The sequence below is a fragment of the Dactylosporangium sp. NPDC049140 genome (assembly GCF_040648435.1).
Genome location: NZ_JBEZDS010000007.1, coordinates 93,030 through 107,308, shown reverse-complemented (window position 1 = coordinate 107,308; position 14,279 = coordinate 93,030). Strand labels below are relative to the sequence as shown.

Below are 14,279 nucleotides of genomic sequence, written 5' to 3'. Positions count from 1 at the left end.
CTCGCCTGAAACGGCGGTTTCCATCCTGAGGCATCGCCAATCGCGACCTGATATGAGACCGTGTAGATCGCGAGATCGTCTCGCGAAACGGACACCGGGGGTCAAAAGCCCCGGAAAAGCGACCGTGGGAACCTCGTTCCTACAGTGGAGGATCAGTGCCGAGCACACCTTGGCAGCGACGACGCACCACGGACAGCCCCCGCCCCGGTGGCGGTCGGCAATGGGCGGGACGGCTGCGGCGCAGCGGCTCCCTCGCCCGCCAGGTGCTCTTCGCCGGACGCGCCGGACGCCGCGGTGACGGCAATGTCGCCGGCGCGACCACCCTGCTCGTCCCCGCCGCGGAGACCGACGCCCGCACCGGCCGCGTCCGGCTGCCGCGCCTGCGGATGCGTCGCCGTGACGGACTGTCACGAGACCTGACGGCTCTCGCCCCGGTCAGCCCGGCGGTCGAGCTCGCGCCGCCGGTGCAGCTCCCGCCCCAGCTGGACGACGAGCCGCAGTCGCTCGCCATCCCGCTGCTGCCCGGCGAGCGCACCGTCGCCCGCCGCATCCGCTTCGCCCTGGTCAACGCCTGCACCCTGAGCAGCCTCATGCTCGGCCTGTCGGCGATCTTCATCGCGGTCAACCAGGGCAACGTGCGGGTCGCGGCCTCGCTGCTCATCGCCTGCGTCATCTTCGACGGCCTCGACGGCTTCCTGGCCCGCCGCCTCGGCGTGGCCAGCCCCTTCGGCGCGCAGATGGACTCGCTCGCCGACATGTGCTCGTTCGGCCTGGCCGCGCCCGTGGTCGTGTACGCCTGGCTGAACGGCTCCGCGCCCGGCTGGCTGCTCGTCCCGGCCTGCGCCCTGGTCGCGGCGGCCGCGGCGATCCGCCTCGCCCGGTTCAACGTCTCGCCGAAGGACGGCCGCTTCTTCTGCGGCGTGCCGACGACGATGTGCGCCGCGGTGCTCGCGCTGAGCACGCTGATCGCCCCGCAGATGCCGGCCGCCCTGCGCGTCAGCGGCGTGGTGCTGCTCGGCCTGGCGATGGTCTCCAGCTTCCCGTACGCGAAGCTGGCCCGCCTCGTGAAGCTCCCGCCGTGGCTGCTGGTCCTGCCGGTGATCGGCGCCCTGGTGAACTACCGCGTGACGTTCGTCGTGGTGGTCTTCGCCTACCTGGTCAGCGGCCCGCTGCTCTGGATCAAGCACCGCAAGACAGTCTGAGTTTCGCGCTGCGCTCCCCATCGGGGGAGCTCCGCTCCACCCAAACCCCCTCCCACACGTGGGTCACCGTCCGGGGGCGAAGGAGCCGGGTTCGTTCGGCTTCGGGCGTTCACGGACCGCACCAAACTTGACGAAGAAGCAGAACGGCCCCGCTCCCTCCTCGGGAAGCGGGGCCGCTCTCGTTCCGGGCCGATAAGTCGAGCGCTTCGCGCCGCGACTTATCGGATATTTCGGTTACGCTCCGCTTAGGCCGGTTCCGGTAGTTACTTCCAGCTCGCGATGACGGTCTGGCCGCCGACGACGCGGTCGCCCGGGGCCACCTCGGGGTCGGCCTGGTCCGCGGGCAGGTAGACGTCGGTGCGGGAGCCGAAGCGGATCAGGCCGAAGCGCTCGCCCTTGGCCAGCAGCGAGCCGATCGGCGCGCGCTGGACGATGCGGCGGGCGATCAGGCCGGTGCGCTGGACGACCGCGACCGGGCCGTGGGCCGTCTCCAGCAGCGTGTACGCCGCGACGTTGTGCTCCGCCTCCGGCTTCATCGCCGCCGCGTAGCCGCCGTCCTCGACGAAGTAGTCCACGACCTTGCCGGCCACCGGCGCGCGGTTCACGTGCACGTCGAGCACCGACAGGAACACCGCGATGCGCAGGAACTCCATGTCGCCGAAGCGCTTGTCGTGCATCCGCTCCACGCCGAGCACCTTGCCGTCGCTGGCCGCCACGACCGCCTTCGGGTCCTCGGGCACGTCGCGCTGCGGGTCGCGGAAGAACGCCGCCACCGGGGCCGCGGCCAGGGCCGGGACCAGCCACAGCTTCGACTTCGGCCGGGCCGCCTTGGCCAGCGCGGCCAGGCCGAGCGCGATGCCGGCCGCGGCCACGCCGTTGGAGTCGATGTTCATGCCCCGGGTCAGCGGCACGCTCGACGGGCGCAGCGCCGGCAGCAGGTTCGCGGCGACGCTGTGGTGGGCGGGGGTGTGCCGCAGGCGGTGGATGCGCACCGGCGGCACGTTGCGCAGGACCAGGTCGCTTCCGACGCCGTACAGCGCCGCCTGCCGCTCGACCTCGTCGGCCGCGCCGCTGGGCAGGCGGGTCGCGGGCACCACCACGGTGAGCACGCCGCCGTCGGTGACCAGCTTGGCCAGGCCGGCCAGCACCTCGCGGGCGTCCTCGGCGCTGCCGGTCAGCGCCTCGGCGTGGATCACCACGTCGGAGGGCTCGGCGGTGTCGATCGAGTCGATCACGCGGGTGCGCTCGGCGACCCAGCGGCCCTGGCGCTCCACGTGCTCGCGCAGGGCGTCGGCCGCGCCGGGACCGGAGCCGACGAGGGTCAGCCGGTCGTCGGGCAGCAGCGCGTCGATCACCGCGGCCAGCGCCGCGGAGCCGGCGGCCGCGCCGATCACCAGGCCGGTCTTGGGACCGCCGTGGCGGGCGAGCTCGGAGGCGAGGACCCGGGCGGCCCGGTCACCGATCTGGATCGGGCGGCGGGAAGCGCCGGATGTGCCGCCAACGGGAAACTGGGTCATCTCGGAAGGGCTCCTCAAAGGCAGATGATGGTCTGGACCGGCCCAGCCGGAACAGACAGCCGGCCGACGGGGTCACGAACCCCGTCGGCCAGCATATTCCGTGCCGCGATGTACCGGTCCACGTCCTCGCTCGCGAACCCGGGCCCCCCGCCCGGTTCAGTCCGCGTCGAGGTCGTAGCCCAGCCCGTCGCCGTTCGCCCCGGCCTTGCTGCGCTCCGGTTTCTCCTTGTCGGAGCGCAGTGCCCCCAGCAGGCCGAGGCCCCCGAACAGGATCAGGCCCACGGCCACGATCCAGCCGGCGTTCAAATTCACCGAGACGGCCTGGTTGAACAGCCAGACCACCACGATGCCCAGGAAGATCAGGCCGAACGTCAGCGAGACGCCGTCCAGACGGTGTGGCTTCATCGTTCCACCCTCACATCGCCCCACTGCATGTCCAGGTTGAGCTCCAGCTTGCCGCCGCCCGGCCCGTCGGTCCCGTAGTCGGTGACCGTCGTGCTCGTGCGGAAGCCGCCGCAGCCGTTGTTGTCGAAGATGTGGCAGTCGCCGCCCTGGATGTGCACGTTGACGGTGACATCCACGTTCGGCGGGACCTGGATGTCGAGGTTCCCGGCCCCGACGTGGAACTCGACGACCGTCGGCGACACCTCCTGGGCCTTGAAGTTGAGCTGGGTGAGATCGGCGTCGATGTCGCCGATGTCGGTGCTGTACCGACCCTGCAACTCGTCGAACGAACCCGGCTGGATGCTGATGTTCTCGCTGCTGTGCGGCATCGAGGTCTGTGCCGCGGCGGTCGCGATCGCCAGAGCGATGCTCAGCACGGCGCCGAGCAGGATCAGGACCCGCGCCCGGCCGAGCCATGCGCCAGTGATCAGACCAAGGGCGGTGATTGCCAGCGGTACCGCGAAAAATGTGCTCGCCTTGAAATCCGCCACGGTGACCTCGAGCGCCGCGAGGACGCCCAGGGCGAGCAGGATCAGCGAGAACGTGATCCGGCCCAGACGCGACTTCTCCTTGGGCTTCTTCGGCGGCGGCGTAGGGGCCAGGCCCGGGTACGGCGACACCGGCACACCGGGCGGCGGGTAGCCGAGGCTGGCCGCGTACGGGCTGCTGGCCGCGTAGGGCCCGTGCGGCGCGAACGGCGGCCGGTAGCCACCCGGCAGCGGGGCCAGGGGCGGCAGCGGCGGCAGCGGCGGCAACATCGGAGGCCGCGGGCCGGTCATCGCCGGCTTGCCCTCTGCGTACGCCGTGGGCTGCTGCGCCGGGGGAGCGGTGGCCGGCTGGGCGCCGGTCGCGGACTCCTCGGCCGTGCTCACGCCGCCCTGGGATCCGGCCGGGGGCGCGCTCGCCACGGGTGCGCCCGGGGTGACGGGGGCCTGCGGCGGGGTCGGGGCGGAGCCGAACGAGGGCGCCCCGAACGCCATGGGACCGTACGACGGGTTCGGTGCCCCGGCGGCGGGCTGGAACGACGGGCCGCCGAACTGGGGGCCGCCGAAGGACGAGCCGGTCGCCGCGAACGGGCCGGGCGCCGGGTTCGGCACGGCCGGCGGCACGTACGGCCCGGGTGGCGGCCCCTGCTGCTGGTTGCCCTGCCCGCGCACGACCAGGGCGATCACGCCGAAGACCACGGCCAGCCCGACCAGCGCGGCGCCGAAGTTCTGGGACATGACCAGCAGGAACGCGAGCACCGCGCAGACGCCGATGACGATCGCCAGCGGCGCGGAGGTGCCGGAGCGGCCGCGGCCGAGCAGCGCCTCCAGCGGGGAGCCGGTGTCACCCTCGGAGGGCAGCAGGAGCCAGCCGAGCAGGTACGCGACGATGCTCACCCCGCCGGCCAGGGTCAGCACGGCGAAGATGACCCGCCACAGGGTGGGGTCGGTGTTGGTGGCGCGGCCGATGGCGGCGCAGACGCCGGCGACGTACCGCCCCTGCTGGGGGCGTACGAGCAGGTTCCGGTTGAACCCGGCCGAGCCGAAGCCGAACGGCGGTGCCCCGAACGGCGGCGGTGGCGGCATGCCTCCGGGCGGCGGCATGGCCCCGGGGGGCGGCATGCTCCCGGGCGGCGGCATTGCTCCCGACGGCGGCGGGGGTGGCGGCGCGGCCGGCTGGTCCGTGTCCTCGGCGGGCCACTCGAACGGGGCCGCGGGGTCCGGCGAGGCGTACTCGGCCTCGAGGCGGGGAACGTCGTCCTTGAGGGTTTTGTCAGTTTCGTCCGCGTCGAGGTCCTCGGTCACCTCGGCGGAGCTGGGGGTGGGGTCGCCGGCGCCGGATGCGGTGAGCGGCGCGGGGTCGTGGGCGGGCTTGCGTTCGTCCACTGGCTCCGCGGCCCGTTCCGCGGCGGCGTTGGCGGCCGGCTCGTCGGCGGCAGGCGGGTTCGTCATGCCTTCCATGCTCGCGGACGGGTGGGGTGGAACGCCTCAGGCATCGACCCTGACGCCACCCTGATTCTGCGGCTCCGGGGTGCTCGGAGTGGTTTCGCCTGGTGGTTCGTGTGACGATCTGAGGTACCGAATCCGCAGTCGAGCAGAGACGAGCCCGATGAGCAGCCCGTTCCCCGCCCGCCGCCTCTACCGCGAGCCCGCCGACCGGGTCGTGGGAGGCGTGGCCGCCGGCATCGCCGCACACCTGGGTGCGTCGGTCGTGCTGGTGCGGGTGGCGTTCGTGGTGCTGGCCGCCTTCAACGGGCTCGGCGCACTGCTCTACGCCGCGTTCTGGGCCGTCCTGCCGCTACAGCCGCACGGGCGCGGCGGCGGGCGCAACGTCAACCAGCTGTTCTCGTTCCTCGCGCTCGGCGTCGGCATCGTGATCCTGCGCCTCATGGTGCAGCCCGACGGCAGCATCTCCTCCGTGATCGGCTGGCTCGCGGCGATCATCGCGCTGGGCGCCGGCATCATCTGGCACCAGGCCGACCCCAAGCGCCGTGAGCGCTGGTCGGCGACCGTGCCGGGGATGCCGTGGCTGGGCTCCGTGATGGACAACAACCGCAAGTCGTACCTCGTCCGCTTCGTCGGTGGCGGCCTGCTCGTCGTGGCCGGGATCATCGGCGTGTTCGTGGTGGGGGTACCGCTGCGGGGTGTGCCCTTCTCCTCGATCGGCTACGGGCTCGGCTTCGCGGCCGTGGCCCTGGCCGGCGTGGGGCTCGCGCTCGCGCCGCTGCTGTACCGCATGTTCACCCAGCTCAGCACCGAGCGCGAGGCCCGCGTGCGGGAGCAGGAGCGGGCCGAGCTGGCCGCGATGATCCACGACCAGGTGCTGCACACGCTCGCCCTGATCCAGCGCAACGCGGGCGACGTCAAGGAGATACAACGGCTGGCGCGCGGGCAGGAGCGGACCCTGCGCAACTGGCTGTACAAGCCGACGGCCTCGCCCATCGAGAAGCTCAGCGCCGCGCTGGAGGAGGCCTCGGCCGAGGTCGAGGACACCTTCGCGGTCGCCGTGGAGACCGTCGTGGTCGGCGACGTGGACGTCGACGAGAAGGCCGGCGCGATCGTCGCGGCCGCGCGCGAGGCGCTGGTCAACGCCGCGAAGCACGCGAAGGTGCAGACGATCTCGCTGTACGCCGAGGTCGAGCCCGACTGCATCAGCGTCTTCGTACGCGACCGGGGCGCCGGCTTCGACCTGGCCGCGGTGGACGATGATCGCCACGGGGTCCGCGGCTCGATCATCCTGCGCATGCAGCGCCACGGCGGCAAAGCCGAGATCCGCAGCACGCCGGGAGAGGGCACCGAGGTGCGCCTCAGCATGCCGATCGACACCGAGGCCCGGCGCCGCAAGCACCCGGCCACCACCGAAAGCGGAGAGCGATGAGCACCGAAGAGACCCAGCGCCTGCGAGTGTTCCTGGTCGACGACCACGCGATGTTCCGCGCCGGCGTACGCGCCGAGCTAGGCCTGCACGTCGACGTGATCGGCGAGGCGAGCGCCGTGGCCGAGGCGGTCCAGAAGATCTCCGCCCTGGAGCCCGACGTGGTCCTGCTCGACGTCCACATGCCCGACGGCGGCGGCCGAGCGGTCCTGGACGCGATGCGCCGCACCCACCCGCACGTGCGCTTCCTGGCCCTGTCGGTCTCCGACGCGGCCGAAGACGTGATCGGCTTGATCCGAGCGGGCGCCCGCGGCTACGTAACGAAGACCATCTCCCCGGACGAACTCGCCGACGCGATCCGCCGAGTGGCCGACGGCGACGCGGTGTTCTCGCCGCGCCTGGCCGGCTTCGTGCTGGACGCGTTCGCCGCCCGCCCGGACGCGCCGGTGGCCGACCCGGAGCTGGACCAGCTGACGAACCGCGAGCGCGAGGTCCTGCGCCTGCTCGCGCGCGGGTACGCGTACAAGGAGATCGCCAAGGAGCTCTTCATCTCGATCAAGACGGTCGAGACACACGTGTCCAACGTGCTGCGCAAACTGCAGATGTCGAACCGGTACGAATTGTCGCGCTGGGCCGCCGACCGCCGCCTGGTCTGATCGCCCACCGCGGATACCGATTGATTGTTGCGCGTATTGGAGCACCGGCCGAACGGCGCGATAATGGTGCCGATGTGCAGCGGTGCGGACGCGCGACGCCATCCATTGTTCGGCCGTGGCGCGGGATCGCGGTAATTGTCGGCGATGACCGGCTCCACGGGCCGCCCATCCGGCGCGACGGGAGATCCGGTCTCCTCAACGGACGGAATCGACGCGACCGGGCATTCGGCCTGCTCAACGACCGGAGCCGACTCGCCCGGCGCAAGGGCGGCCCGCCGCTCGTAGTTCGCCTTCGCCTCCGCCGCCCGCCGCGCAAAGCTCGCATACCCCGCCTCGGCGCTGCCATATTGCCGCCGAAGCTTCTCCTCGTACCGCCGCTTCAACCCCCAATAGCGACGTTCCTTGCATTCCCGCCGAAACGCATCCCGAGAAGGCGACCAATTCCGCGCCCGAGTCCGATCCCGCATAGAAGCCACTTGCGCCCGACTGAACAACGATATCTGCCCCACCACCCCACAATTATCCCAACCACTCCCGAAACCCGCCGCCCCACTTCATATAGCGCACAAACCCGGGACCACCGAATGACGACCCGCACGAACCCGCCGGCAAACCACGACCAAGAGGAATAACCGCACGCAACAACGAACAGCGACCACGCTTACACATTGCGGGAGCGCAAGCTCCCGCCACCATCGGCCGAGCGTCGTCGGACAGCCCCAAAGTCCAGGTAAGCCGACATAAACCCCGCCAGGCGAAAAATCCGTTATGTCGCGGCGCGCCAGCGCCCGACATGTCGGGGACAGACAGTTCAGCCGGTCGAGAAGACCGAATAGCCCTCAGCGAGCCGACCCTCGGGCAGCCCGCCCGCCCGCGCCACCATCGCGTGCCGCTCGCGCAGCATCTCCTCGAAGCCGTCCAGGTGGGAGGTCTGCGAGGCGTGCGCGCGCAGGGCCGCGAGCTTGCGCGGGAACGTGTCGGTGACGTCGACGAAGTGGTCGGGGCCGGGGCCGCCGCTGTACCAGATCTCGCGCACGGTCCACGCCTCGAGGCCGATGTCCGTGAACGTGAACGGGTTGCGCGCGTCCGGGTACACCGCACACGTCGTGGCCTCGCCCGCCGCCAGGTGGTCCGGGTGGCTCGGGCCGGCGAGGCGTTCCCACCGCCGCAGCGGCGAACTCGTGAGCACGCGGTCGGGCCGGAACCGGCGGATGGCCGCGGTGATGTCCCGGCGCAGCCCGATCGTCGGTTCGAGAATGCCGTCGCGGTACCCGTCGAGGAAATCCACCTGCTTGACGCCCACGGCCGCGGCGGCCGCGCGCTGCTCCGCCTCGCGCAGGACGGGCATCTCCTCGCGCGGCGTGTCGTCGAAGCCGCCCGCGTCGCCCCTCGTCACGAGCAGGTACGCGACCTCGATGCCGGCGTCGACCCAGGTGGCGATCGTGCCGGCCGAGCCGAAGTCGACGTCGTCGGGGTGCGCGAGAACGCACAGCACACGCTCGACGTCCGTCAGGGGCGCGGCCGAGGGAGGGAAGGTCATGTTCCTAGTTGTACCGTCTACAGCGGCCCACGGCCCGCGCGCAGGATCAACAGCGCCAGCTGCGTGCCGTCGGCGCCGAGCTCCTGGGAGAAGCGCTCGAGGATCTCGCGCTCGCGGCTGAGGACGAGACGGGTGCCCCCGGCGGCGACGCGGGTCTTGCCGACCTCCTGCGAGATCGAGGCGCGTTCCTTCCACAATGCCACGAGCGCGGAGTCGATCTCGTCGATGCGGTTGCGCAGGCCGGCGATGTGCTGGTCGGGGGTTGCCGGCTGGGAGTCGGCGGGCTGCTGCTCCATGGTGATGGCGGCCATTTCTCTTCGTTCCTCTGCGTCGGGTGGGCTCCCCGGGAACGCGAACGCCCCGGGCTTTTCGGAGCCCGGGGCGTCGGTAGGTTCTGCGATCAGGCGCGACCTACGGCTGCCGGACTCCGGTAGCCGTAAAAAAAGTAGTAGCGCACCCGCTCGATCACGTAGCCGAGTATGGCACGCCGCCGAGGCCGCCGGAAAGTTGTTCCGCAACTTGGGATACGTCGGTCTTCGGTCAGGCGTACGACCCGCCCGGCCCGGGACGACGGAAACTGTCGGGGGGTCGGCGTAGAGTCGCCCGTGCGATGCATGCTCTCTTCGAAGTACCTCAGTCGCGCCAGCCGCAGCCCGAGGCCCCGGCGGCGCAGTCCAGGCCACCCAAGCGCGAGCTGCTGGACGGGCTCAACGGTCCCCAGCGCGACGCGGTGACGCACGAGGGGCAGCCCCTGCTCATCGTGGCCGGCGCCGGGTCCGGCAAGACCAAGGTGCTCACGAGCCGCATCGCCTACCTGCTCGGCGAGCGCCACGTGCACCCCGGCGAGATCATCGCGATCACGTTCACCAACAAGGCCGCCGGCGAGATGAAGGAGCGCGTCGCCAAGCTGGTCGGCAACCGCGCCCGGCTGATGTGGGTGTCCACGTTCCACTCCGCCTGCGTGCGGATCCTGCGCGCCGAGCACGACCACGCCGGGCTCAAGTCGACGTTCTCGATCTACGACGCCGACGACTCGCGCCGGCTCATGCAGCTCGTCGCGCGCGAGCTCGACCTCGACCCGAAGCGCTACCCGGCCCGCGGCCTGGCCACCCAGGTGTCGAACCTCAAGAACGAGCTGATCGCCCCCGAGACGTTCGCCGGCACCGCCAAGGGCCCGGCCGAGCGGTCGCTGGCCGAGGCCTACACGCTCTACCAGCAGCGGCTCGCCGAGGCGCACGCGCTCGACTTCGACGACCTCATCATGCGCGTCGTCCACCTGCTGCAGAGCCACCCGGAGGTCGCCGAGAGCTACCGCCGGCGCTTCCGCCACGTGCTCGTCGACGAGTACCAGGACACCAACCACGCGCAGTACATGCTGGTGAAGGAGCTGGTCGGGGAGACCGGCGAGCTGTGCGTGGTGGGCGACGCCGACCAGTCGATCTACGCCTTCCGCGGCGCGACGATCCGCAACATCCTGGAGTTCGAGCGCGACTTCCCCAACGCGCACACGATCCTGCTGGAGCAGAACTACCGCTCCACCCAGACCATCCTGTCCGCGGCCAACTCGGTGATCGGGCGCAACACCGAGCGCAAGCCCAAGCGGCTGTGGAGCGACCAGGGCGCCGGCGAGCAGATCGTCGGCTACGTCGCCGACACCGAGCACGCCGAGGCCGACTGGGTCGCCCGCGAGATCGACCGGCTCTCCGACACGCAGGGCGTGCGCCCCGCCGACGTGGCCGTGTTCTACCGCACCAACGCGCAGTCCCGCGTCTTCGAGGAGATGTTCATCCGCTTCGGCCTGCCCTACAAGGTCGTCGGCGGCGTGCGCTTCTACGAGCGCAAGGAGGTCCGCGACGCGCTGGCCTACCTGCGCGCCGTGGCCAACGAGGACGACACGGTGAGCGTCCGCCGGGTGCTCAACACCCCGCGCCGCGGCATCGGCGAGCGCGCCGAGGCCTGCATCGAGGCCCTCGCCAGCCGCGACCGGATCTCGTTCGGCGCCGCCCTGCGCCGCGCCGCCGAGGCCCCCGGCATCTCCAGCCGCGCGGTCAACGCGATCGGCGACTTCGTGGCCCTGCTCGACGAGCTGCGCACGATGGCCGAGACGGCGATGCCCGAGGAGGTGCTGGAGGCCGCCCTGGAGCGCTCCGGCTACCTCGGCGAGATCGAGGAGAGCACCGACCCGCAGGAGGCGGGCCGCGTGGAGAACCTCCAGGAGCTCGTCAGCGTCGCCCGCGAGTACACCGAACGAGCCGAGGCCACCGTCACCGTCGCCGCCGAGCAGGGCGATGCGACGGCCGCCCCGCCCCCGAGCGTCGCCGGCTTCCTCGAGCAGGTCTCGCTCGTCGCCGACGCCGACCAGATCCCGAGCGACGACCCCGACCACACCGGCGTCGTCACGCTCATGACCCTGCACACCGCGAAGGGCCTCGAGTTCCCGGTCGTCTTCCTCACCGGCCTGGAGGACAGCGTCTTTCCGCACCAGCGCGCGATGAGCGACCGCAAGGAGCTGGAGGAGGAGCGCCGCCTGGCCTACGTGGGCATCACCCGCGCCCGCCAGCGCCTCTACATCTCCCGGGCCGTGACCCGCTCGGCGTGGGGCCAGCCGTCCTACAACCCGCCGTCGCGCTTCCTGGAGGAGCTGCCGCCGGAGCTGGTCCGCTGGGAGCGCACGGACGCGGCGTACACGAGCTGGTCCGGCCGCGCGGGCGTCGGCGGCCGCTCCTCGGGCGCGACCCAGTCCCGCACGTCGTCGTTCGTCGGCGGCACCCCGAAGGCCGCCCAGCTGGCCGCGAAGCTGGGCCTGGACGCCTCGAAGCTGTCGACGGCGAGCGAGCTGCAGCGCGACATCCCGTCCCTCGCCGTGGGCGACCGGGTCAACCACCAGCGCTACGGCCTCGGCCGCGTACTGGCGGTCGAGGGCGCCGGCCCACGCGCGCAGGCCCAGATCGACTTCGGCGACCAGGTGATGTGGATCGTCCTGCGCCACGCCGCGGTGGAGAAGATCTAAAGAACGCCGAGCCCGATATGTCGGGCGCTGGCGCGCCGCGACATATCGGATTTATACCCTGCCGGGGGATAAATCCGGCTACTGCGGCGGGCGGGGCCTCGGGCAGTCGCGGGCACGGCCGCAGGCAGTGTCGCGGGCAGGCAGTGTCGCGGGCAGTGTCGCGGGCAGTGTCGCGGGCAGTCGGGGCCGCGGGCAGTCTGGGCCGCGAGCAGTCGCGGGGCGCGGGCTGGGCAGTCGCGGGCACGGCCGCAGGCAGCGCCGTGAGCAGTCGGGCCGCGAGCAGTCGCGGGCCGGGCAGTGCGCAGTCGCGGGCAGGGCCACGAGCGGCCCCGGCCACGAGCGGCCCCGGCCACGAGCGGCCCCGGCCACGAGCGGCCCCGGCCACGAGCGGCCCCGGCCACGAGCGGCCCCGGCCACGAGCGGCCGGGGGCCGCCGCAGCCGCGGGCAGGCCTGCCGGCAGCCGGGACCGCGGACAGTCGCAGGCGGATCCGCGGACAGTCGGGGCCACGAGCAGTCCGGCCGCAGACGGGGCCGCGAGCAGGCGGGGGTCGCGGACAGTCGGGCCACGAGCAGGCGGGGGCCGTGGGCAGTCGGGTCTCGACCAGCCGCAGCCGCAGCCGCGGGCGCAGGCAGGGGTGCCGGCAGCTGGGACCGCGGACAGTCGCAGTCGCGGCCGCGGGCAGTCCGGCCGCAGTCGGAGGCCGCGACCATCGGGTCCGAGGGCGGGCGTTACCGGCGTTCGGCCAGGTCCACGACGTTGGCCAGGAGCATGGCCCGCGTCATCGGCCCGACTCCGCCCGGCATCGGGGCCAGGAACCCGGCCACCTCGGCCACGCCGGGCGCCACGTCGCCCACCAGGCGCGCCTTGCCCGCCTCGTCCACGACCCGGGTCACGCCCACGTCCAGCACCGCCGCCCCCGGCTTGACCATGTCCGGGGTCAGCAGCCCGGCCGAGCCCGCCGCCACGATCACGATGTCCGCGTTGCGTGTGTGCGCGGCGAGGTCGCGGGTTCCCGTGTGGCACAGGGTCACGGTCGCGTTCTCGGTCTTGCGCGTGAAGATGAGCCCGAGCGGCCGGCCCGCCGTCGTCCCGCGGCCGATCGCGGTCACCTCGGCGCCGTTGATCGGCACGTCGTACCGGCGCAGCAGTTGCACGATGCCGTTCGGCGTGCACGGCAGCGGGGCCGGGATGTTCAGGACGAGCCGGCCCAGGTTGGTCGGGTGCAGCCCGTCGGCGTCCTTGTCGGGGTCGATCAGCTGCAGGAGGCGCTGCTCGTCGAGGCCCGCGGGGAGGGGCAGCTGCACGATGTACCCCGTGCACGCCGGATCCTCGTTCAGCTCCCGCACCGCGGTCTCCACCTCGGCCTGGGTCGCGGTCGCCGGCAGGTCGCGGCGGATCGAGGCGATGCCGACCTCGGCGCAGTCGCGGTGCTTGCCCGCCACGTACGCGTGCGAGCCCGGATCGTCGCCGACCAGCACGGTGCCCAGGCCGGGGGTGATGCCCCGGGCCGCCAGGGCCTTCACGCGCACGCGGAGCTCGTCCTTTATGGCGGACGCGGTCGCCTTACCGTCGAGAATCGTTGCCGTCACGGAAGCCGATCCTGCCATTAGAGTGCAGGGCGTGCTGCTCCGGCGCGGCGTTGTCGCCCTCCTCATCCTGTTCGCCCTGACGGCGTGTGGCGATGAGGCCACCCCGCAGCCGCAGCCGGCGGCCGCGGCGAGCCAGGGGCGCCAGGCCGGCGACGGGTCGGCGGGGCTGCAGGGCCAGAGCGCCCCGCCCGCGTCCGGGGCCGTGCAGGGCAAGGCCGCGCAGGCGCTCGCGTTCGTGCAGAAGCAGCCGGGCACCTTCGGGATCATCGTGCGGGACCGGCAGACCGGGCAGGTCTGGCGGGCCGGGGACACCCGGGCCACGACCTGGACCGCGTCGACCATCAAACTGGCGATCGCCGCCGACCTGCTCGAGCGGCAGCAGGCCAAGGCGATCACGCTCGCCGCGGCCGACAAGGCGAACCTGGACAAGGCCCTGATCAACTCCGACAACGACGCCGCCACGGCGTTGTGGAACAAGTTCGACGGGCCGGACATGCTCGATCGGTTCAAGGCGACGTACGGCATGGGCGATCTGGCGGTCATCGACGGGTACGACACCTTCTGGCGCAATTTGCGGTGCAGCGCCGAGGACCTCCAGAACCTGATGACCTACGTGCTGGAGAAGCTCGACGCGACGAGCCGGTCGTATCTGGTGACGACGCTGCGCAAGGTGGCGGGCAACCAGCACTGGGGCGTCTGGGCGGCCGGCTCGGCGCTCAAGCCCGGCAACAAGGACGGCTGGGCCGAGAAGCCGGTCGACGGCAAGAACGTCTGGGTGACCCACACCGTCGGGTTCGCCGGCGACGGGGAGCGTTACGTCGTGGCCGCCATGTACGAGCAGAAGCCCGGCGGCACTCTGGAGAAGGGCGCCCACGCGGTGAGCGACGCGGTCGCGACGTACTTCGGGGCCAAGGTGCCCGCCCCGGTCACGCTGCCGTAACCGGGGCGGTTGCACAAAG

11 protein-coding genes are annotated in these 14,279 nt (G+C 72.1%); 5 read left to right on the top strand and 6 right to left on the bottom strand.

All coding sequences use genetic code 11. The features are described 5' to 3' along the window. Positions 1 to 233: 233 nt before the first annotated feature. The gene (locus tag AB0B76_RS14175; protein WP_360374892.1) at positions 234 to 1,202 is read left to right on the top strand and encodes a CDP-alcohol phosphatidyltransferase family protein; all 969 of its coding nucleotides are present in this window, start codon (positions 234 to 236) and stop codon (positions 1,200 to 1,202) included. Between the two features lie 263 nt (positions 1,203 to 1,465). Here the strand turns inward: AB0B76_RS14175 and AB0B76_RS14170 are convergent, their stop codons facing one another. From AB0B76_RS14170 to AB0B76_RS14160, 3 genes are all read right to left on the bottom strand, one after another. Continuing rightward, the gene (locus AB0B76_RS14170) at positions 1,466 to 2,719 is read right to left on the bottom strand and encodes a phosphatidylserine decarboxylase (RefSeq protein ID WP_360374535.1); all 1,254 of its coding nucleotides are present in this window, start codon (positions 2,717 to 2,719) and stop codon (positions 1,466 to 1,468) included. Positions 2,720 to 2,875: 156 nt separating this feature from the next. Beyond that, a complete protein-coding gene (locus tag AB0B76_RS14165; protein ID WP_360374533.1) occupies positions 2,876 to 3,124 on the bottom strand; it encodes a hypothetical protein in 249 nt (82 codons plus the stop codon). Then, on the bottom strand, positions 3,121 to 5,100 hold the full coding sequence (locus AB0B76_RS14160; RefSeq protein WP_360374531.1) for a PspC domain-containing protein: 1,980 nt from the start codon (positions 5,098 to 5,100) through the stop codon (positions 3,121 to 3,123). The genes AB0B76_RS14165 and AB0B76_RS14160 overlap by 4 nt, the downstream gene beginning before the upstream one ends. A gap of 157 nt (positions 5,101 to 5,257) precedes the next feature. On the opposite strand from AB0B76_RS14160, the gene AB0B76_RS14155 reads away from it, so the two are divergent. Beyond that, positions 5,258 to 6,526: a PspC domain-containing protein gene (locus AB0B76_RS14155; RefSeq protein ID WP_360374529.1), complete on the top strand. Its 1,269-nt coding sequence runs from the start codon at positions 5,258 to 5,260 to the stop codon at positions 6,524 to 6,526. Beyond that, the gene (locus tag AB0B76_RS14150) at positions 6,523 to 7,179 is read left to right on the top strand and encodes a response regulator transcription factor (protein ID WP_360374527.1); all 657 of its coding nucleotides are present in this window, start codon (positions 6,523 to 6,525) and stop codon (positions 7,177 to 7,179) included. The genes AB0B76_RS14155 and AB0B76_RS14150 overlap by 4 nt, the downstream gene beginning before the upstream one ends. Before the next feature lie 811 nt (positions 7,180 to 7,990). Here the strand turns inward: AB0B76_RS14150 and AB0B76_RS14145 are convergent. Continuing rightward, entirely contained in the window at positions 7,991 to 8,719 is a 729-nt protein-coding gene (locus tag AB0B76_RS14145; RefSeq protein ID WP_360374525.1) for a PIG-L deacetylase family protein, read from the bottom strand. A gap of 17 nt (positions 8,720 to 8,736) precedes the next feature. Continuing rightward, positions 8,737 to 9,030, bottom strand: a complete 294-nt coding sequence (locus AB0B76_RS14140) for a chorismate mutase (protein ID WP_360374523.1) — start codon at positions 9,028 to 9,030, stop codon at positions 8,737 to 8,739. Between the two features lie 299 nt (positions 9,031 to 9,329). Here AB0B76_RS14140 and pcrA point away from each other — a divergent pair, with 299 nt between their 5' ends. Continuing rightward, positions 9,330 to 11,729, top strand: coding sequence for a DNA helicase PcrA (gene pcrA / locus AB0B76_RS14135; RefSeq protein WP_360374521.1), 2,400 nt, complete (start codon positions 9,330 to 9,332; stop codon positions 11,727 to 11,729). A gap of 730 nt (positions 11,730 to 12,459) precedes the next feature. Here pcrA and AB0B76_RS14130 read toward each other — a convergent pair. After that, complete coding sequence (locus AB0B76_RS14130) at positions 12,460 to 13,320, bottom strand: bifunctional methylenetetrahydrofolate dehydrogenase/methenyltetrahydrofolate cyclohydrolase (RefSeq protein ID WP_360374519.1); 861 nt, start codon at positions 13,318 to 13,320, stop codon at positions 12,460 to 12,462. 31 nt (positions 13,321 to 13,351) lie between these two features. Here AB0B76_RS14130 and AB0B76_RS14125 point away from each other — a divergent pair, with 31 nt between their 5' ends. Then, positions 13,352 to 14,260, top strand: coding sequence for a hypothetical protein (locus AB0B76_RS14125; protein WP_360374517.1), 909 nt, complete (start codon positions 13,352 to 13,354; stop codon positions 14,258 to 14,260). The last annotated feature ends 19 nt before the right edge of the window (positions 14,261 to 14,279 follow it).